Origin of the sequence: Salinivibrio sp. MA607, from assembly GCF_001996245.1 — a bacterium.
Taxonomy (GTDB): Bacteria; Pseudomonadota; Gammaproteobacteria; order Enterobacterales; family Vibrionaceae; genus Salinivibrio; species Salinivibrio costicola.
The window spans coordinates 1-20311 of the sequence record NZ_MUFJ01000021.1; the positions used below are offsets into that span (position 1 = coordinate 1).

The following is a 20311-nucleotide window of genomic DNA, read 5'->3' on the forward strand; positions in this document are numbered from 1 at the left end:
ATGATATCCATTATCATTTGATGATAGGAAAAAGGTAGTGATTCAGTAGTACTGCAGGGATGCAGCCTCACCAACCCTGCAGTGTTGTGACGAATAAGGATAATTATGAACACCATAAAAGCAGTCGGCTTTTCACTCTCGCCGCTGGCGTTAGTGATGATATCCATTATCATTTGATGATAGGAAAAAGGTAGTGATTCAGTAGTACTGCAGGGATGCAGCCTCACCAACCCTGCAGTGTTGTGACGAATAAGGATAATTATGAACACCATAAAAGCAGTCGGCTTTTCACTCTCGCCGCTGGCGTTAGTGATCAGCGCCCATCTCGCCCATGCCGCCCCTTCTGCGGCCAATACCGAAACCATCATTGTGACCGGTAGTAAGATTCAAACGACCATCGCCGATTCCGCCAGCACCAACTGGGTAATCACCAATGAAGAATTAACCCGTGAAATTCRAGGCGGTGAGTCATTAAAAGGCGCGCTCGGGAAGCTGATCCCAAGCTTTGACTTTGGCAGCACCAACGCACGCACCAATGCCTCACAGAATTTGCGTGGCCGCAGCGCGCAAATCATGATTGATGGTGTCGCATTGAATGCTGCACGTACCATCAGCCGCCAATTGGATAGTATCGACCCCTTTAATGTCGCGCGTGTTGAGGTACTGTCAGGCGCGACCTCCATTTATGGCGCGGGCGCAACCGGCGGTATTATCAATATCATCACCAAACGCGGTGAAGCGGGCGATGCCCAGCTCGAGGTTCACACCGGCGTCACCACTGGGTTTAACAACAGCGACGACCTGACCAAAAAAGCCGCGGTCGCGGTATCCGGCGGCAGTGATACCTTGCAAGGGCGCTTGTCAGTAGCGTATGAAGGCAAAGGCGCGGCCTACGACGGCAATGGCGATCCTATTCTGCCCGATGTGACCCAAACCGATACCCAATTTAATGACAGCATTGATATGATGGGCAGCCTCGATTACCGCCCAGATGACGAACAGCATCTCTCTCTAACTGCTCAATACTATGATAGTCGGCAGGATACGGATTATGGGATTGATTATGGGCCTAAAACCAGTATTTATGGAGGAGCGATTACTGTATTTTCTGGCTTATTAGATTCTAATAAACTCAAGCGTTCAGAAGGCCTAGAGCTTGACGAACAACCTTTCACTGAGCGTATGATGTTAAACGCTCAATATAGTAATGTTAATTTACTGAATCATTCATTACTTGCGCAAGTTTACTATCGTGAAGAGACTTTTGGATATTTCCCATATCCCAGATTAGTTGGCAACACTTTCACCATGAGTGCTTCAGAGCAAAGCAATAATGTTATCGGAGCGAAGTTATTATTAGAGAAGGAGTTGGGAGCTTTCACACTCAACTATGGCGTCGATTATAGCCATGAAGAGTTTAATGCGTTCCAGCGTGTTTATGACCCTGATACTAGCTATGCTAGCAATGGCCTTGAGTTCAAACATATAGGGGACATAGGCCGCTATCCCGACTTTACTACCCAAAATGCAGGCATATTTGCGCAGGCGGATTGGTCAATAACAGATAAACTCAACGCTTTTGCAGGATTACGGTATCAATACACCAAGTATAAAGGCGATGACTTTATTGGATTTGCTCAGCAAGCATTAACATTAGTTTCCTCTTCTCCAGAAGCTGATGCCATTCCAGGTGGAACCACTGACAAAGACATCTGGCTGGCAAATGCTGGGTTAAAATATGACCTGACCGACAACCAGCAAGTTTGGGCTAACTTTAGCCAAGGCTTTAATATGCCGGATCCAGGTAAGTTTTACGGCAAAGGCGATTACTCCGGAACCACGTTAAAAGAGAGTGTGAATGTGGAAAACACCCCGCTGGATGGTGCTAAAACAAACTCCTTTGAACTTGGTTGGCGCACCCAACAACAAGACTATAATGCTCAGCTAGCTGCTTATTACTCCCTCTCAGATAAGACTTATAAATATAAAAAAGCTAGCTTAGAGTTAAACAGTAATAAAAAGCGTATTTACGGCCTTGAAGGACAGATTAAATATTACTTCACTGATGTCTGGTATAGCCGCGCGCAGGGTCACTTAGTGCAAAGCGAAACCAAGAAAAAWGGTAGCTGGGATGAGCTGAGTATCTACAATGCCAGCCCTTCTACTGCAATGGCGGCAGTGGGTTACGATAACTTCGATTGGGGCACCGAGCTCAACCTCCAACACGTTGGCGATTTGTCGGACGAGGCAGGATATAACCTAGAAGGCTACGAGCTTGTCGGTCTCAATGGTTACTACACCTTGCCAGTAGGCCAGATTAATTTTGGTATCCAAAACCTACTTGATAAGCAATATCAAACCATTTGGAGTCGTAAAGCACAAAACGCCTACAGTGAACAGCCTGAACCATCGAAACAAACTGCCGCAGCACTGTTTGACTACGCCGGCGTAGGGCGCACCTTTAGCTTAAGCTACAGCGCCACGTTTTAACTATGTTCCTTTTCGCGCCCAGTCCTCGCTGGGCGCCTTTTCTCCTAATTTGTTTCACTCATAGTTGCACCACAACATTGCCTTAGTAAGCCCGTGTCTGTAAGGAGTTGTCATGACACATCCCCTGAGTTTGAATGCGTTTTTTAATGCGTTGTTTGTTGAGCACCCACACACGCGGGTGATAAAAGGTCAGCCTGATCACGCCTGTTTTCCGTGCGAGCAGGGCGAATTATTGTTGCCGCTCACCTACACCTCAGCAGCCGGTCGTCATCGCTATCAAGGGGACATACTGTGGCGCGGTGGCGAAGGTGAAGCTGCCCCTACTACCTTTGCCGATGCAGTATGCCGTATCGCCGAGTTGGTACCCGAGTTGAGTGGCGAGCGTATCGATCGCTTTGCATCACGTGTTAGTCAGTCTGACGTTTATGTGCAGCGGGCAGAGGCACATTGGCAACACAGGTTCGCCGACCGCTGGCCACAGCGTTTTATCGAATCGGAGCAGTCTCTGACCGGCGGCCATAGCATGCACCCAGCCCCCAAGAGCAATGAACCGTTGACGCCTGAACAGCAAGCGGCGTATTTACCCGAATTTGCCCAGTCATTTGCGATTGAATGGTTTGCGGTTGCGCCGGAGCAATGGACAGGTGAAGGGGTTAACCATGATGTACTCGACACCTTACAATCTTTGTTTGTCGATAGCGTGGGCTTAACCCATGCGGCCAATTTACCGCAAGGCTGGCTCCCCTTGCCCATGCATCCGTTACAAGCGCAAGCGTGGCGTGACAGTGATGACGCACACACACTCAAAGACAGCGTGATTGATTTAGCCTTGACCAGTAGCGGCTGGCTGGCGACCTCATCGTCACGCGCCATTTATCATCCCGACCATCCGTGGATGTTAAAAGTCTCGCTGCCCGTCAAACTCACTAACTCGGTACGGCTATTAACCGCCACCGAAGCCAAGCGTGGTACCTTACTGAGTAAAATGCTCAACGCAGCCCCCGGAAAAACGCTACAGCAGCGAGCCGCCACGACGACCTTTATCGAAGAGCCGGTCTGGTGCACTATTTTGTCCGCGCAAGGTGAGCCTTTATCACTGCCTCTGGTGAGCTTGCGCGACAATATTTTCGCCCGCCAAGCCGATCAAGATGTCCACCTGCTCGCCAGCATCAATCAATCGCATGAGCAAAGCAGTCAAATTGGGGCCCTGATCGCGCAAGCCGCACAGCATCATCAATGGTCACAACACGACGCTGCACACTATTGGTTAGCCGCCTTCTTAGACCATATTCTGTATCCCCTGTGTTTGGCACGCAGCGATTATGGCATCTTGTTACTGGCCCACCAGCAAAATATCTTGCTGCGTACCGCGCACGGTTTGCCTAGCGCCATGATGTACAGAGACTGCCAAGGTATTTGGGTCACCGACCCTGCCCCTGCGCTGTTCCCCGATGCATTCAGTGAAGGGTTACCAAGCTGTTACGTCCCAACCGACAAAGTTGATCCGTATCTGAGCTACTACCTAATTGGTAATACGCTAATCAATACGCTTTCCGCGATCAGCGAAGCCACCGGTGTCACCGAGCAGCGTTTGTGGCAGGTATGCCGTCAAGCTTTCGCAACTTGGCGAGCGAGCCATCCTGTGGATAGCCGCCTGTATGACTATCTTCTCGACTCGCCGACCCTGCACTGGAAACGGAACTTCCACACTTTCCTCGCCGATCACAATGAAGCGACACTGGCCGATCCCAGCCAAATTTACACGGATATCGATAACCCATTTTATGGTGATAACGCACTGGGCTCATGCGTATTTAAACCGGTCAATCTTGATCGCACCGTGGGGCTTCGCAGCCACTCGCTCGACGCGTCTTATCACCTCATCGACGTGATGGAACATGGTCAAGCCAAAGCGACCTTCGTGCTGCACAAACCGGACAATGACACCGCAACGCTAACCACGCGCTATTGCAATGATCAATCACTCTGGTGGGCGGCGGTTGAGCACGCCTTTTATCAGCATCAGTGCCAAGCACTGTATGCCAGTGATTATCCTCACGCTCTGCAATCCGTCGTCGCCCCCTGCACACCACTGACACTGTCGCAGTTTAAACAACACTGCCCGATTTGGCACCAAGCTCAGTCACCCTCCAATGAGGTATACCAAACCGCAGAGAACGGTTTAACCCACCCAACGCGACCTGAGAAACCACAAGGCGTGTTCTATCGTCGCTACTTTTATCACCTCAAGCGCACACTAACGCTACGTCCAGCAGAAACGAAACGCGATCTTGCTTGCTTTCACGCCTGGCACAACCATCCGGATATTGCCCCGATTTGGGAGTTAGAGGGCTCGCTCGAGTTTCATCGCCAATATCTGCAAAAGGCCCATCACGATGCGCACTTGCTCCCCGTGATTGGCGAGTTTGATGGAAAGCCTTTCGGCTACTTTGAAATTTATTGGGTCGCGGAAGACCGGCTTGGACCTTACTACGATGTCGATGCTTTCGATCGTGGTATGCATATGTTAGTCGGTAATTCCGGCTTTTTGGGTCGCCAATACTTTAATACCTGGGCGCAATCTATTATCCATTACTGTTTCTTAGCCGAGCCTCGTACCCGAAACGTAATGGGTGAGCCTAATGCAACAAATTGGCGCGTAGCCCGGATTGCTCGCGGTGTGGGCATGAAAAAACAAAAAGAATTCGATTTCCCGCATAAGCGCGCCGCACTGTTGCAATGTGAGCGTAACGATTTTTTCGCACATTATGCGCAATAAGGATGCAGTGATGACAAGGCATTACTCTGTTTTAGGTGTCGGGCTTGGCCCCTTTAATCTCAGTGCGGCGGCACTGCTGGCTCCCCACACTCAAACGATTTCAAGTTTGTTTGTTGAGCAAAAGCCACGCTTTGCATGGCATCCCGGGTTATTACTGGATGATGCCAAAATGCAAACCTCGTACCTGAAAGACATGGTGACGGCCGTCGACCCAACAAGCCCTTACACCTTTATTAATTACCTGGTTAAGACCAAGAAATTTTATCCCTTTACCGCGCGGGGCGAACAGACGGTATCGCGGTTAGAGTTTTCTGATTATATGGCTTGGGTGGCTCACCAGCTTCCCAATACCCAATTCGACACACCCGTCATTAACATTACGCCACACGGCTCAGGCTTCGCGGTAAATACGCCACACGGACAATTGACCTGCGATCATTTGATCGTTGGTACTGGTACCCAGCCGTTTATGCCTGACTGTGCTGCGCCGTTTGTGGGTGATCAGGTCTTTCATGCCAGCGAACTGGCACTTCGACAACCGGACTTGAAGGGTAAAAAAGTTGCCATTGTTGGTGGTGGCCAAACCGGTGCCGATGTCTTCCAGCATCTCTTTGATGGTGAATTTGGTAAAGTAGCGCATATTGATTGGATTTCTCGCCGTCCTAACCTGCAAGGATTAGATGAGAACCCTTTTACTGATCAGTATTTTATCCCTGATTACGCAGAGCAGTTTCATAGCCTCGACCCCAAGATCAAACACACTCAGCTTGCGCAACAAAAGCTTGCCAGTGATGGGATTACCGACGACTGCTTGCAAGGACTGTATCAACGCCTGTATCACGATAAATATGTGCGCCGGTCCCCGCAATGGTGGCGACTGCTTCCAGGACAAACGCTTACTGGGATGCAATCACACCAAGCAGGTTACCAGTTAGCGACCACAGCTACCTTGACCGGAGTAACCACAGCACTCGATGCAGAGGTGGTGATCTTGTGTACTGGTTTTTCTCGCGCACTCCCTCAGTGCCTCGATACTTTAAGCGACCACCTCGACCTTGATGACGAGGGACGACCGAATGTGAATGCTCACTACCGAGTAAAAATGCGTGAAGACAGTTCACTCGCTTTATATATGATGAATGTCGGCACCCATTGTCACGGTATTATTGAGCCACAATTGAGTCTCGCGGCCTGGCGGGCAGCAACCATTATTAATGCGATTAGCGACACGCCCCTATACGACATTACGCATCATCACGGCTTACTCGACTGGACGCTGACTGAGTCCTCCACACAGTCAGCTCAGATGCAAAAGGTAGCAGGCTGGTAATGGCGTACACACAAACAAAGCCCGCGACACAGACCGCTAAATGGCAGCCTATCACCTTAACGTCTATTGCTGCTCTGATGGGCATTGGACAAAACGGGCTGTTGGTCTCGCTGCCACTGTTAGTGACACAAGGCGGATTTTCACTGTCAACCTGGGCGGTGATCATAGCGGTGGGTAGTGTACTCTTTCTCCCTGCTGCGCCTTTTTGGGGACGTATAAGCGATCAGTACGGCCCCAAATTTGTGGTTCTTCAAGCCTTAATCGGCATGGCTATTAGCTTTGTCCTGTTACTGATCGCCACGCTGGGCGCGCAAAACAGCCTCAACCAATGGCCTTGGTTAGCATTAGCGCTGATGGCAAGAGTCGTGTATGGCTTAACCGTAGCGGGCATGGTTCCCGCCAATCAGCATTGGGCCGTGTTACTCGCTGGCGAGGCACGCCGCATGCAGGCGATCACCTCAATCAGTATTGGTTTAAGTCTCGGTCGCTTGGCCGGCCCATTAATCGCCTCGGCGGTTTTGATCGTCAGCCCGTATGCCTCACTTGTGCTGATGTTATTACTGCCATTAATCGCCACATTGGTTATCAGCCTCATGCCTCACCGTGAGGGCCAGAAAGATACATCAAGTTCGCCTGTCAGTCAGTGGCTGGCGCCAAAATCTATTTGGCCCTACATGGGTTACGGCCTTGCCGTATGTGCAGCGATTGCCCTATTACAATACAACCTCACGCCGATACTCCATACCATCACCGAATGGTCTGCCAGTAAAGTTAGCCAGATGATGAGCTATTTGCTTACCTTAAGCGGCATTGCAACGCTCACCGTACAAGTGTTGGTGGTAAAAAAACAGCGTCTAAGCATCGACCACATGCTGGGCATCGGCGCAATCAGCTTAGTTGCAGGTTATAGCTTACTTTTACTCCCTACCCTGGGCGCATTAATCGTTGCTATGCTCGTAATATCAGGGGCCTGTGCGTTGCTGATCCCTGCCTATACTAGCCAAGCGATGCAAAGGCTCGACAATGAACCGGGGAAAGTCAGTGGTTATATCGCTATGGCGCATACGCTCGGATATGGATTCGCGTCACTATTAGCGACATTAACACTTAATTATCCACCTCTTCCCATCATCACTTGCGTCAGCCTTGCAACCATGGTGCTACTGGGCATATTAAATGCAGCATATAAACAGTGAACCAACTAAGGCTCACCGTTTTTTCCAGCGAGTTTTTGCCGTTTTTCCGGCAAAAACTGAATGAGATCACTCAATCACACTATTGATATTTAAACTGAATCATTACCGGATAGTGATCAGAAAGCTCATTGTAGTAACCATCATGATAGGTTTGTCCTGCTTCTTGTGGCCACTCACCTTCTAAGTAATCCCAGTACCAGCTATCCTTCGCTTTTAAGCGCACAACCTGCATTTGCGGCTGGTTAACAGGCTTGCCATGATCGCGACTCCATAAAATATAATCTAACGTCGTGTTGTAATTCAGATCATACTCAAAGTGATACGCGTTTGCTTTAGTAAACCAGTTATGTTCAGCGGAGAAAGAGGTCACTTCAGGCTCAGAGAAGCGCAGTGCACCATTAAGTGCCGCTTTCATATCCTTAATTTCATCTTGACGGCTCCATTCCACATTCATATCTCCGCCGACAATCACGGGTTCGTCAGTCGGTATGTCTTTGTTGTTAATAAATTGTTTAATCTCGCCAAGTTGCCCTAAACGAACCTCGTGTTCTTCATCAGACATGCCATCATGCGTGGCTTGTAAGTGCGTACCTATCAAATGGAAGATCTCGCCATTTTTATCGATCTTAGCGTACGCAAACCCCTTATTTGCTTGATAGTCCCAGCTGCCCCGTAAACTGTTATTATAAATGTGCGCTTGCTGGGTCAAAATCGGATACTTGGAAATAATGGTGACGCCACCCCGCACGACGAAAGGAGAGTTAGAGCAATCTCCTGTTAATGCATCCCAACCCTCACCACTGCAATCTTGCCCCACATTGGGCGTTTGGTAAGGATATAGGTTGGCAAGTTGGTTCATTGCTTGCTCTGCTTCAGCGTTGAAGGCTTCGCTAACCAAAATGATGTCGGGCTGGGTATCCATGTCGGCAATCGCAGTCGGTAAACGAGCCGCTCGTTCTGCTTGATCCCAATCTTGTAGGTTGCTCAACTGCATGATGTTATAAGCCATCACGTTAAGTTCGCCAGCATGAGCGCTGACACTCAGCAATAAAGCCGCTACCCCTGAAAACAGTTTTTTTCTGTTCATATTTCCTCTTTGCGTTTTGCTTTCTAATTATGTTTGGGGCCAAGCCCACTCAAAGATTAGAACCCTAACGAAAAGAGGTTAGACCACACCAAGAATCCTTCGTATTTTATGATATGTTTGTAACTAAGATCACACTTGCGTAACAGCGCTGACTATTTCGCTTACTCTTTGGTCAATAGTTGTGTGTCTGTGGTAAACGTATGCTTTCTTAGCATGGTTGCTAGTTCGTGTTGTCGAACAGGCTTAGCAATATAATCATCCATGCCAGCCGCTAAGCATGCTTCTTTATCTTCTGCTGTTGCGTTGGCAGTTAATGCAATAATGGGGATTCGGTCCGTGCGAGACGCTTTACGCCTGATCAGTGCTGCCGCCTCATAGCCGTCCATGATCGGCATTTGGCAGTCCATGAAAATGGCGTCAAAAGGCTGACTGCTCCAAAGAGCTAACGCTTGCTCGCCGTTATCCGCTGATCGCACATTGATGCCTAACTGCGTCAGCATAGCTTCTGTAACGCGTTGATTAACTTTGGAATCCTCAACCACGAGAACATGTAGCCCTGCCAGTGATGTCCCCTTTCCTGTTGAACGAACAATACCCAACGTGGGCTGTCTTTGTTGAAGGATCCGAACTAAATTAGCTTTTAAATCATTAAATTGATAAGGGCGTCCAAGATAACCTTCAATGCCTGATCGCTCGATGCGCGGTCTATCAATCACATCAGGCGCAGCCGTCAGCATGATAATGGCTGGGCTTCTCTCACCCAATTCAGTGACAATTTGCTCGGCGAGACTAAAGCCATCCATTTTGGGCATGATCTTATCAAGCAAAACGACTTTAAATGGAGATTGGCTATCAAGCCGTTCTTTAATAAGCGGCAACGCATCATCGGGATGCATACAACAGGTCACTTGACAGCCGAGATTACTCAGTTGCGCGGTTGTAATCCGCATATTAAGACGACTGTCATCAACCAGTAGCATTGGCGCGCCCGCGAATAAATACGCCTCTACGGGCGTCGCAAGCGGCACATCTGCACATTCAAAGCGCGCCGAGAACGAAAATAGGCTGCCCACATCCACTTCACTTTCTAGGGTGATTCGCCCCCCCATCAGGTTGACAATTTGCTGAGAAATCGCGAGGCCTAACCCAGTACCACCTGCGGTTGCTGCTGAAGCGTCGCCTTGCTCAAACTTACCAAAGATACGGTTTTGCGCTTCAATCGGGACACCAGGTCCAGTATCTTTCACTTGAAAACGAAGTACACAAGCGTTTCCCTCATCAAGAACTTTGGTAATCGAAACGGCGACGTCGCCTTGTTCAGTGAATTTAATCGCATTCCCGACTAGGTTGATCATCACTTGACGTAATCGCGGTGTGTCACCAATTAGCAAGGGCGATATCTCTGGGTCAATCTCACAGCCAAACTGTAAGTGTTTCTCTTTAGCTCTCAGCGTGAACAAGTTTTCCAGATCTTTACCCAACTCAAATACATTGAGCTCTAATGGTTCTAACTCTAACTTACCTGCCTCTATTTTAGAGAAGTCCAAGATATCGTTAATCACATCCAGTAACGACATCGAGGAGGTTTCTAGCATTTCAACGAACTCTTGTTGTTCATCATTCAAACGCGTACTTTTCAGCAGCGATGCCATCCCGATAATGCCGTTCATTGGCGTACGGATTTCATGGCTCATGTTGGCCAGAAACTCGCTTTTTTTGTGGCTGGCCTTTTCGGCATCCAGCTTCTCGTTCTCAACCCGCGATAGCGTTTGGCGAAATTGAGTGACCATAGCATTGTAGCGCGCCTCAAACCCCCACCAACCGCGACATTCTGGTGGGACACTGATTTGATTTGGTAAGCCGTTGTCCCATTGATTCATCTGTTGGTGCAGAGCCGATAATGGTGCGGTGAGATACCGTTGCACTATCCACATTGACGCTATCACGCCCAGCCCTGAAACCCCCAACCAACCTATAAACGCCCACTTCGCACTCTCTCCTAGATAAGCACGTAATGCGGTATAGTTCGAGGCCACATCAAGCTGGCCAAGTACATATTCATTGCCTTCTTTTTTGGCAATTAATGGCCAACTCATCTGGATCGATTGTTGAGTTGGCTCTACACCACGTTCAATTTGTGTGCTGTCAGCATCATAAACGTGTATGTAGTCGATTTCTGGTTGTGCAATAAGTTGTTCAATTTGTTGTTCAAATGCTTGTGTTTCTACTCGCCATAGGTGATCAGTCATGGTGCGGACATCACGGCTGCCAACATCTTGTAACACGGGCTGGACCTGTGATTTATGGGATTGATAATCGGCAAAAAGTAATAGTGATGCGAATAAGGCGATGAGTATTACCCAGCATAGCGCCAGCTTTGTCATCAACGATACTGATAAGGAATGGCGTAAAATGGCTTTGCCTGCTTTCATAATCACCTATTTAATCGAAGAGCTTGCCCTATAAGCATAGAGCCCGTTCGTCGTTGGGGCGAAAAATATCCGGCTAGATACAAGGAAAAGTAGACAAAAAAGCGCTCCGGTTAAAGAGCGCGAAGGGTTTTATTTTCTGAGCGATCAATCCAACACGCCGCGACGTATTTGATCAAGCTCAATCGATTCGAACAGAGCCTTAAAGTTACCCTCACCAAAGCCTTGATTGCCTTTACGCTGGATAATTTCAAAGAAAACAGGACCAATAACTGTATTGGTAAAAATCTGTAGCAAGATGCCAGTATCCGCGTCACCATCAATCAGAACACGAGTATCACGGAGCTCATCAATATTTTCTTCGTGACCGCTAACACGCTGATTCACTTGCTCATAATAGGTCTCTGGCGTATCCATAAACGCCATTCCCCGATCTCGCAGCGTGCGTACTGTTTGATAGATATTCTCTGTCGTCATTGCAATGTGCTGAATACCCTCACCATTGTACGCTTTTAGGTACTCGGCAATTTGTGACTTATCATCACTGGATTCGTTAATCGGGATACGGATTTTTCCGCACGGAGCAGTCAATGCACGAGATTTTAGCCCTGTTTTTTTGCCTTCGATGTCGAAAAAGCGGATCTCTTTGAAATTGGCGATACGATCATAGAAATCAGCCCATACATCCATGTTGCCAATATCGACATTGTGCGTCAGGTGATCGATAACCTTCAATCCTGCATCGGCTTCTTTAAGGCGCGCTTGCCAATCAGGATAGAAGTCGAAATCAACCTCGTAAATACTCTGATCACCGTAACGATCAACAAAGTAGAGTAACGAGTCGCCAATGCCATATACCGCCGGGATGCTAAGCTCCATCGGACCGATATTGGGCTCAACCACTTTGGCACCTTGTTTTGCCGCGTAAGCAATTGCATGAACAGCATCTTGAACACGGAATGCCATCGCATTCACGCTCGCGCCATGATGCTCTGCAAAGCTTTGTGCCTGAGACTCGGGTTCGCCATTAACAATAAAGTTGGTATCGCCTTGGCGATACAGCCAAACATGCTTGTGTTTGTGCTTGGCAATTTCAGCAAAACCCATCAATGAGAATAGACTTTTCAACGCATCAATACCGGCTTGATCGGGGGCGGTATATTCCACAAATTCAAACCCATCTGTCCCTAATGGGTTAATGGTTTTTACAGGTTTTTGCAGTGTGGATGTCATAATGGTTCCTCCTTGTTGATGCCAGTAGGAATAGCATGACGCCAAAGTAAGCACTAGTAATCCAGCACGCTCAGGTCGTTACAATACTGTTAACCAATGCTGTAACTCTTACTGAACAGGAAAGAGATAATCTTACAAAGTTCTTTTTTATCAAGCTGATAAAACAAAACGGCATGTAAAGAGATTCAATCACCTCTTACACACTTTGTTTACATTAAAGAAACAAGAACAGGAGAAAGGGCGGGGCATTTTAGATGAACGCACCGACGCTCCGAAGAGCGACGGCCAACCAAGTAGGTAAGAGAGGCGTGGCCGATTGATAATGGCTTCCGATGAGCAGAATGTCGGGAAACCAGCTGTCTACAGGTGGGATCCTGTTGAACATCGTCTGCCATCAAGGTTTAAATCTTCAAGCTCTAAATCTTCAAGCTTTAAACCTTCAAGCTATAGCTGGTTTGCTGTGCGTTGGGGGTAACCGTTTTTTGAACTTGGTCCATCAATGCCTGTTGCTGCTGATTGTACGCGTCCGCTTTTGTCTTTTGCGCCTCTTGCTCAGCAACACGATCAATTAAAGCTTGATAGTCGCGTTTATCCTCGCGCTGCTCACTCGATGCGGCAGTCTCTTTTTGCTCCTCCCGCTCTTTACGGATGACTTCAGCGCGTTCTTGCACACTCATCGAGTTATTGAGACCGCCGTTGACCTGATCATCCTGACGGTCACGTTGACGCTGCATATATTGCTGCGACAAAGGTTGCGAGTTGATTGACGTCGGCATAGGTCCTCTCTTAAACAAGGTGACATCTTGATTAAATTTTAGCCTATTTCTCCTCAGATTGATATCACAATGTATGCTTAAGACGCTTGCCTTTGGCCCAGTTGTTGCACGTTGATCTTTCAGTGGCGCAACGTTGCGAGAAGAAGCAAAGGCTTAGATGACCAACCGCCCAAGAACCTATTGATCAATACAACAAGGAGAAAAACTATGCTGACCGGTAAACACTGTGTCATTACGGGAGCCGCTCAAGGTATTGGCCGTTCCATCGTCGAGACATTTGTCGAACAGGGAGCACACACCGTTTACGCGCTAGACCGGACTGTAGATAACATGCAAGACTGGCAAAACCATGCCGTAATAAAACCCGTGGCGCTCGATGTCTGCCACAGAGACGCTGTCGCCAGTTGGGTGCAGACGCTGCACCAACACAACGCAGTCATCGATGTGCTCGTTAACAACGCAGGGATCACGCGTGATAATTTGCTAACCAAAATGAGCGAAGAGGATTGGGATGCTGTCATTGATGTGAATCTTAAAGGGGTATTTACCATGACACAGGCGATAACACCGCTGATGCTCGCTCAAGAGCATGGCGCGATTGTCAGTTTATCGTCAGTGGTCGGTACCGATGGCAATATTGGCCAAACCAACTATGCCGCATCAAAAGGAGGTGTCATCGCAATGACAAAAACCTGGTCAAAAGAGCTCGCTCGTCATGGCGCACAAATTCGCGCCAACTGTGTCGCACCTGGATTTATCGAAACGCCTATGACTGCCAACTTACCAGATAAAGTCATCGACATGATGAAAGGGAAGACACCACTCGGGCGAATGGGTACCGCACAAGACATCGCGAATGCGATCAGTTTTCTTGCCAGCGACAACGCGAGCTTTATCACAGGTCAAACACTTAAAGTTGATGGTGGATTAGTCATATAATGACGTGATATTCATCCACAACATTGAGCGTTTTATGACCCCGACACTTCTTATCACTGGCGCGAATCGCGGAATCGGCTTAGCCCTTACCGAGCGATATCTTGAACATGGCTGGCGTGTTATTGCTTGTTGCCGCTTTCCGGGTTCCGCGCCGCATTTAATGACGCTAAAAAATCACTATGCCTCACTGACAACACAGGCGTTGGACGTGACAGACCACGCCGCAGTGCAACAACTTGCATCAAACCTCAGTGACACGCCCATTCACTTACTGAACAATAATGCCGGTCAATATGGTCCCAAAGGCTATCAGCTAGGAGAAACGGACACAGAGGCGTGGCGAGAGGTGTTAGCGGTCAATACCATTGCGCCACTAGTCATGGCTGAGTCGTTTACCCCACATCTCACGCTTGCCAACAATAGCGGACATACTCCTATTTTCGCCTTCATCTCATCAAAGGTGGGGAGTATGAGCGATAATCAATCAGGAGGGGGTTATATCTACAGAAGCTCCAAAGCCGCTCTAAACGCAGTCGTCAAAAGCTTATCAATTGATTTACGACCAAAAGGGATTCGCACCGTCGCCCTACACCCTGGCTGGGTACAAACCCAAATGGGCGGTCCTAATGCGCTGATTACCGCCGACATCTCGGCGCAAGGGCTCAAGCAAGTTCTCGATACACTCACCGACAGCCAAAGCGGACACTTTTTAGATTATCAAGGCAACACCATTGCGTGGTAGGCCTGTAGCGGTGGCGTTCAAATCGGGAAAAAGGTCATAGAGGCCATACTGTGTACCACTTGATTGATATTACGATTGGTACTGTCCGCCACCATCAGTGCCATCATATCTTGGATCAAGATCATCTGACTCAGTAAGCGCTCATAACTATAATTGGGGACACCATTTGCATTCATGCCGTTACTGAGCAGCAGCAAATGACCTTGATCATCACGACGGTTATTTAACAGCCACGCAATTTTTTCAAGGTTACGTGCACAGTTGTAAAGCTTTTGCTGATCAATATCATCGAGTAAGAAGAACTCAGTCTGGTGATTATAGCTAGCGCTTATCATCCCAGTGACACCGGCCATCAGTGCGAATACACGATCACCCTCGAACTCAGTAGAAAATGCCAGCGGCAACAATGCAATGCCGTCCATTCCACCCAGCTCACGGAATCCATTCTGGGGACGCTGCTCCGCCATTAGCTGGTGAACGCGTTGGTCGATGGTCATTCCGGGCACTTTTTTTAGCTCTCTGGGATTACGTTTATAGAGCTTGATCAATAGTCGTTCGGTGATCTGACGAATTTCGGCGATATGAATATCGGTAATCAAATCCATATCTGATTTCGCAAGATTTTTTATATCAAACGGCCGTCCCAGCTTTTGTGCACATCCTGTTAGGCTGAGTATCAATAACCCCACCCAAAACCCGCGCATCATAGTGTTATCCTTACATCCTTTGTCGGCGCTAAGGATACGCATTTCACGCCCAGTCGTGGACTGAAAGAGATAACTTTGTATGGAATATCACATTTTTTACGAACAATCAGAATCGCAGTCTCTGTAGCCCCTGCTAAACTCTTCAAAAGTGGTCACTCGGAAGAGCCTTATGCGACGCTGTCTCATTCATGCATTTTTTATCACCATCGCATTTAGTGCATGCACTTATGCCACTGAAAATAAAACCATTATATATGCAATACCGCATTGGCCACCATGGAGTGATACCAGTGAGTATCCCTACCAAGGTATTGATGTTGATGTGGTTAATGCTCTAGCGAACAAGATCGCTGTTGATGTAGAAACCGTTCAATGTGCATGGAAACGATGTCTGCGTTTGTTAGAAACGGGTAAAGCAGATATCGCGACAAATGTACTGAAGCGAGCCTCTAGAGAGCGCTATCTTTATTATCTTTCGCCGCCTTATCGAACCAATCTCATATACGCTTTCTATACTCACAAAGGCAGTATGATATCGATTAAACATCAATCTGATTTGTACTCATACTCAGTGTCACTCGAACGAGGCGCCAGCTTTACATCCGATTTTGATAACGACTCGAATATTACTAAACGCCCTGTTAGTCAAATAGACTTTGCGATTAAACAATTAATCAATCAACGTGCAAGTGTGGTGATTGGCGAAAGTCATCAAATTGACTACATGGTGGCGAAGTTCGATCAAAACGATGTGCTTGAAAAGCAGCCTTTGACCTACTCCGAAGCCCTTGAAAGTTACATTGTCCTAAGCAAAACGTCATCAAATTCACATTTAAAAAAACAGCTTACCGATGCGCTGAAACAACTGGTCGCATCGGGAGAGATAACAGAGATTATAGATAACCATAGCCGCAAAGCTACTCGCACTGACTAACGATTGTTCGTGGTTATTCCATATCGATCATCGCTACGCAATCCATCGCGATCACGCGTTCTTCATCGGTCGGGATCACCCAAACGCCCACCTCACTGTCAGCGGCTGAGATACAGATTTGGTTCAGTTGATTCGCCGATGCATCTAACCTGATGCCAAGCCAACCACATTGGTGCACGACACTGTCTCGTACGGGTGCTGCATGCTCGCCAACACCCGCCGTAAACACCAAATGATCGAGTCCTCCCAAGGCTGCAGTCAAACTCCCGATCTCTCGAGCGATACGATAACAATAATGGTCGATCGCCTGCTGGGCTCTGGGTTTATCACTACGTAATAATGTTTGCATATCACTGCTAATCCCAGACAAGCCTAACAGGCCAGACTCCTTGTAAAGGAGTTTGCTTACCTCAGCGACCGTCATTCCTTCTTCACCGATGAGGTGTAAAACCAATCCGGCATCAATTGCGCCACAGCGCGTCCCCATGGGTAACCCTTCTAGCGCTGTAAACCCCATGGTCGATGCAATACTCTGTCCTGCTTGGATCGCACATAAGCTGGCACCGTTACCCAAGTGAGCCACAATCACACGTGCTTGGGGATCATAATTAGGAATCATGGAAGGTAAGCAACGGCAAATATAATCATAGGAAAGCCCATGAAAACCGTACCGTTGAAAGCCGCGATCGTACATCGCATAAGGCAACGCAAATTGGCGAGCCTCTAAAGGCTGCTTCGCATGAAAGGCGGTATCGAAGCAGGCAATTTGAGGCGTACCTGGCAATCGCTCGTCTAGCGCTCGAATGGGTGCGAGGCTATAAGGTTGATGCAATGGCGCCAAAGACGTCAATGCGTCGAGTAGCGTCACTTTATCCGGGTCCAGGCGGGTGGCACAATCATAGTGCATCCCCCCATGAACCACACGATGTCCGACCGCAATGAGGCGTTCGAGCACATTATGCTGCCCTAACCAATCGAGTAACGACATAATAGCCGCCTGATGATCGTTGGCCTCAGCCGGAGCAGTGGCATGATTCCCGGCATGCATGATCACCGCGGTTCGTTCTGTCCCTAGTCCAGAGAACTGCCCCCGAAATACACAGACTTGCTGATCCATGTTGTCAGAATTAGACATTGCACCAGCGTCGAACAACGCAAACTTTAGGCTCGACGAACCACTATTGATTACGAGTATATTTTTCATCATCCACTAGACACGCGACTTATCGAGCGATTTTCGTTGATAGTCCGCCAGTAATAACGCTAGCGCGCTTGACGCTATTCGCGTTAAAGCGTCATCGGCTCGACTGGTTAACATAATGGGCACTCTTGCGCCCACCACGACACCGGCGCCTTTGGCATCGGCAAGATAGCTGAGTTGTTTCATCAGCATATTGGCCGCTTCTAGATCGGGAGCCATCAAGATATCAGCACGCCCTGCCACTGGCGACTCAATACCTTTTGTTGCACGCGAGTCCTCAGAAACGGCACTATCAAAGGCCAGTGGGCCATCAAGGACCCCACCCGTGATCTGACCGCGTTCGGCCATTTTGCACAGCGCGGCAGCATCAATCGTCGCATTCAACTTCGGATTAATCGTTTCAACGGCTGACAATATGGCCACGCGCGGATGGGCGTTCCCGATCGCATGCGCCAGCTCAATCGCGTTTTGAATGATATCGCGCTTTTGCGCGAGCCCTGGGTAAATATTGATCGCAGCATCGGTAATAAATAACGGTCTTGGATAGGTCGGAACATCGAATGCCATTACATGGCTTAAACAACGTTCAGTACGCAATCCTCCCTCACGTTTGACAACCTCGTGCAACAGTTCGTCAGTATGCAACGCGCCTTTCATTAATGCTTCAATTTGACCCGCTCGTGCCATTTGCACGGCGCGCTCTGCAGCCGCGTGACTATGCGGAGTATCGACAATTTCGAAGTCCTGAATATCCACTTCGGCGGTGTCTGCAGCGGCGAGAATTTTATCTCTTGGCCCCACCAACGTTGGAATGATTAGTTGCTGTTTTGCCGACGCAACCGCGCCACGAATAGAACTGTCATCAACGGGGTGGACAACCGCCGTATGCATGGGATCAGGATGATCCGCTGCGGTAAGAATCGCGTGTAACTGCCCGCGCTCAGACAAGCGCACTTCTGGCATGACTGTCCGTTGACGGCTTACTTTTTTAGTGGGGGCTAATACGCGTGCTTCGCCTTCGATGACAGTATCGCCGCGTTGATTTTCGCAACGACAGGCAAACACAATATGATGGCGTTTATCGTCCATTTGGTCGACGCGTACGATTACTCGAAGTACGTCGCCAAGCATGACCGGTGCTTTAAAGGCCAACGTTTGGCCTAAATAAACCGTCCCAGGCCCGGGTAACTTGGTACCGAGCACCGTTGATATCAATGCGCCGCCCCACATGCCATGGGCAATAATCTCTTGGAAACGGCTGCTTTTGGCAAAGTCATCATCTACATGAGCAGGATTGACATCACCGGACATTATCGCAAAAAGCTTAATGTCCTCCATGGTTAAACGTTTTTCTAAAAACGCCTCATCACCGATTGAAATTTCATCGTACGTCTTATTCTCGATGACCTCCTCGTTATGTGTCCCTGTCATAGTAAGCTCCTTAATCGTCTATAACGTCGAAAAATACGCTGATTTAAAAACGAAGATGATGACCGGCGTCGACGTAGTGCGTTAGCCCTGTCAGTACACACCCTGCATCAGCGGTAAGGTAAACAACCGCATTCCCCACATCCTGTACCGTTGCCAGTCGACGTAACGGCGATCGCGTTTCACCGTCTACCGCCAACGCTTCAAATTCTTTTAATCCAGAGGCGGCACGCGTACGAATTGGGCCTGGAGAAATGGCATGAACACGGATACCTTGCGGCCCAAGTTCAGCGGCGAGATAGCGCGTGGTCGATTCGAGCGCGGCTTTAACCGGTCCCATCAAGTTGTAATTATCCACGGCTTTTTCTGCGCCATAGTACGACATGTTAAATAATGTGCCCCCAGCTGACATAAGAGGCTCTGCCCGCTTAGCCATGCGAATGAACGAGTGGCAGGAAATATCCATCGCGAGCGAAAAGCCTTCTCGAGAGCAATCCACCACCCGACCGTGTAAATCATCTAACGGCGCAAACGCGATCGAGTGAACAACAAAATCAATCCGCCCCCATTTTTCTTTGGCACGCGCAAATAGCGCATCCAATTGGTGGTCATCTTGCACATCACACAACATCATTTCAGGATCCCCCATTGACGGCTTCAGGGGGGTGACAAAGCGCTCTGCCTTAGGTGACCCATACGTCACCAGTACGTCTGCGCCTGCTTGGTGTAACGCTTGGGCGCAGCCAAAGGCAATGCTATTTTCATTCGCCAGGCCCGCCACAATGCCGACTTTACCTTCAAGTGAGAAAGGATGTTCCACGATGTTCTCCCTAGATTTATAACGAAAGCGTGAGCCGCTCCACGTGAGGCGTTCAACACATAGAGCAGTTACACTAAAAAATGTGCTGCCTACTTTAGAGGACTCACAAGCTTTTAACTTAGACCCAAATCAGGACTAAAGGCAAAATTATAGATGAAATGAGAAGCAATCTTTGTAAGAAAACAAGACACTTTTGCAAAACTTTAATGACAAGGCTGCA

Annotated in this window: 15 protein-coding genes; 7 read left to right on the forward strand and 8 right to left on the reverse strand. The window is 48.5% G+C overall.

All coding sequences use genetic code 11. From position 1 onward, the window contains the following. Positions 1-261 precede the first annotated feature (261 nt). From BZG81_RS10685 to BZG81_RS10700, 4 genes are all read left to right on the forward strand, one after another. Positions 262-2490 (forward strand): TonB-dependent receptor, encoded by a 2229-nt coding sequence (locus BZG81_RS10685; RefSeq protein ID WP_077677343.1) that lies wholly within the window; start codon positions 262-264, stop codon positions 2488-2490. A 112-nt stretch (positions 2491-2602) separates the two neighbouring features. Next, positions 2603-5269 (forward strand): GNAT family N-acetyltransferase, encoded by a 2667-nt coding sequence (locus tag BZG81_RS10690; RefSeq protein WP_077677344.1) that lies wholly within the window; start codon positions 2603-2605, stop codon positions 5267-5269. 10 nt (positions 5270-5279) lie between these two features. Further along, positions 5280-6599, forward strand: coding sequence for a lysine N(6)-hydroxylase/L-ornithine N(5)-oxygenase family protein (locus BZG81_RS10695; RefSeq protein ID WP_241827385.1), 1320 nt, complete (start codon positions 5280-5282; stop codon positions 6597-6599). Then, positions 6599-7795: an MFS transporter gene (locus BZG81_RS10700; protein WP_077677346.1), complete on the forward strand. Its 1197-nt coding sequence runs from the start codon at positions 6599-6601 to the stop codon at positions 7793-7795. Before BZG81_RS10695 ends, BZG81_RS10700 begins: the two co-directional genes overlap by 1 nt. Before the next feature lie 79 nt (positions 7796-7874). Here the strand turns inward: BZG81_RS10700 and BZG81_RS10705 are convergent, their stop codons facing one another. The 4 genes from BZG81_RS10705 to BZG81_RS10720 all read right to left on the reverse strand — a co-directional run bounded on the left by BZG81_RS10705 (position 7875) and on the right by BZG81_RS10720 (position 13320). Then, the gene (locus BZG81_RS10705; RefSeq protein WP_077677347.1) at positions 7875-8882 is read right to left on the reverse strand and encodes a sphingomyelin phosphodiesterase; all 1008 of its coding nucleotides are present in this window, start codon (positions 8880-8882) and stop codon (positions 7875-7877) included. A gap of 161 nt (positions 8883-9043) precedes the next feature. Beyond that, positions 9044-11314, reverse strand: a complete 2271-nt coding sequence (locus BZG81_RS10710; protein WP_077677348.1) for a response regulator — start codon at positions 11312-11314, stop codon at positions 9044-9046. A 144-nt stretch (positions 11315-11458) separates the two neighbouring features. Beyond that, a complete protein-coding gene (gene hppD / locus BZG81_RS10715) occupies positions 11459-12544 on the reverse strand; it encodes a 4-hydroxyphenylpyruvate dioxygenase (protein ID WP_077460864.1) in 1086 nt (361 codons plus the stop codon). A gap of 431 nt (positions 12545-12975) precedes the next feature. After that, positions 12976-13320 carry a hypothetical protein gene (locus tag BZG81_RS10720; protein ID WP_077460863.1) on the reverse strand — a complete coding sequence of 115 codons (345 nt, stop codon included), beginning with the start codon at positions 13318-13320 and terminating at the stop codon, positions 12976-12978. A 207-nt stretch (positions 13321-13527) separates the two neighbouring features. Between BZG81_RS10720 and fabG the strand changes: the two genes are divergently transcribed. Both fabG and BZG81_RS10730 read left to right on the forward strand, forming a co-directional pair. Next, entirely contained in the window at positions 13528-14259 is a 732-nt protein-coding gene (gene fabG / locus BZG81_RS10725; RefSeq protein ID WP_021023758.1) for a 3-oxoacyl-ACP reductase FabG, read from the forward strand. Positions 14260-14293: 34 nt separating this feature from the next. Next, positions 14294-15001, forward strand: a complete 708-nt coding sequence (locus BZG81_RS10730) for an SDR family oxidoreductase (protein WP_077677349.1) — start codon at positions 14294-14296, stop codon at positions 14999-15001. A 17-nt stretch (positions 15002-15018) separates the two neighbouring features. Here BZG81_RS10730 and BZG81_RS10735 read toward each other — a convergent pair whose 3' ends face one another. Beyond that, positions 15019-15708 carry a hypothetical protein gene (locus BZG81_RS10735; protein ID WP_077660611.1) on the reverse strand — a complete coding sequence of 230 codons (690 nt, stop codon included), beginning with the start codon at positions 15706-15708 and terminating at the stop codon, positions 15019-15021. A gap of 169 nt (positions 15709-15877) precedes the next feature. On the opposite strand from BZG81_RS10735, the gene BZG81_RS10740 reads away from it, so the two are divergent. Further along, the gene (locus BZG81_RS10740; RefSeq protein WP_077660610.1) at positions 15878-16642 is read left to right on the forward strand and encodes a substrate-binding periplasmic protein; all 765 of its coding nucleotides are present in this window, start codon (positions 15878-15880) and stop codon (positions 16640-16642) included. A 13-nt stretch (positions 16643-16655) separates the two neighbouring features. On the opposite strand, the gene BZG81_RS10745 is transcribed toward BZG81_RS10740, so the two are convergent. Genes BZG81_RS10745 through fabI form a run of 3 tightly spaced genes read right to left on the reverse strand, consistent with a single transcriptional unit; the run spans position 16656 to position 20091 of the window. After that, positions 16656-17849: an acetate/propionate family kinase gene (locus BZG81_RS10745; RefSeq protein WP_077677350.1), complete on the reverse strand. Its 1194-nt coding sequence runs from the start codon at positions 17847-17849 to the stop codon at positions 16656-16658. 3 nt (positions 17850-17852) lie between these two features. Continuing rightward, positions 17853-19274 carry a bifunctional enoyl-CoA hydratase/phosphate acetyltransferase gene (locus tag BZG81_RS10750; protein ID WP_077460859.1) on the reverse strand — a complete coding sequence of 474 codons (1422 nt, stop codon included), beginning with the start codon at positions 19272-19274 and terminating at the stop codon, positions 17853-17855. Between the two features lie 43 nt (positions 19275-19317). Continuing rightward, positions 19318-20091 (reverse strand): enoyl-ACP reductase FabI, encoded by a 774-nt coding sequence (gene fabI / locus BZG81_RS10755; protein WP_021023763.1) that lies wholly within the window; start codon positions 20089-20091, stop codon positions 19318-19320. Positions 20092-20311: the final 220 nt, after the last annotated feature.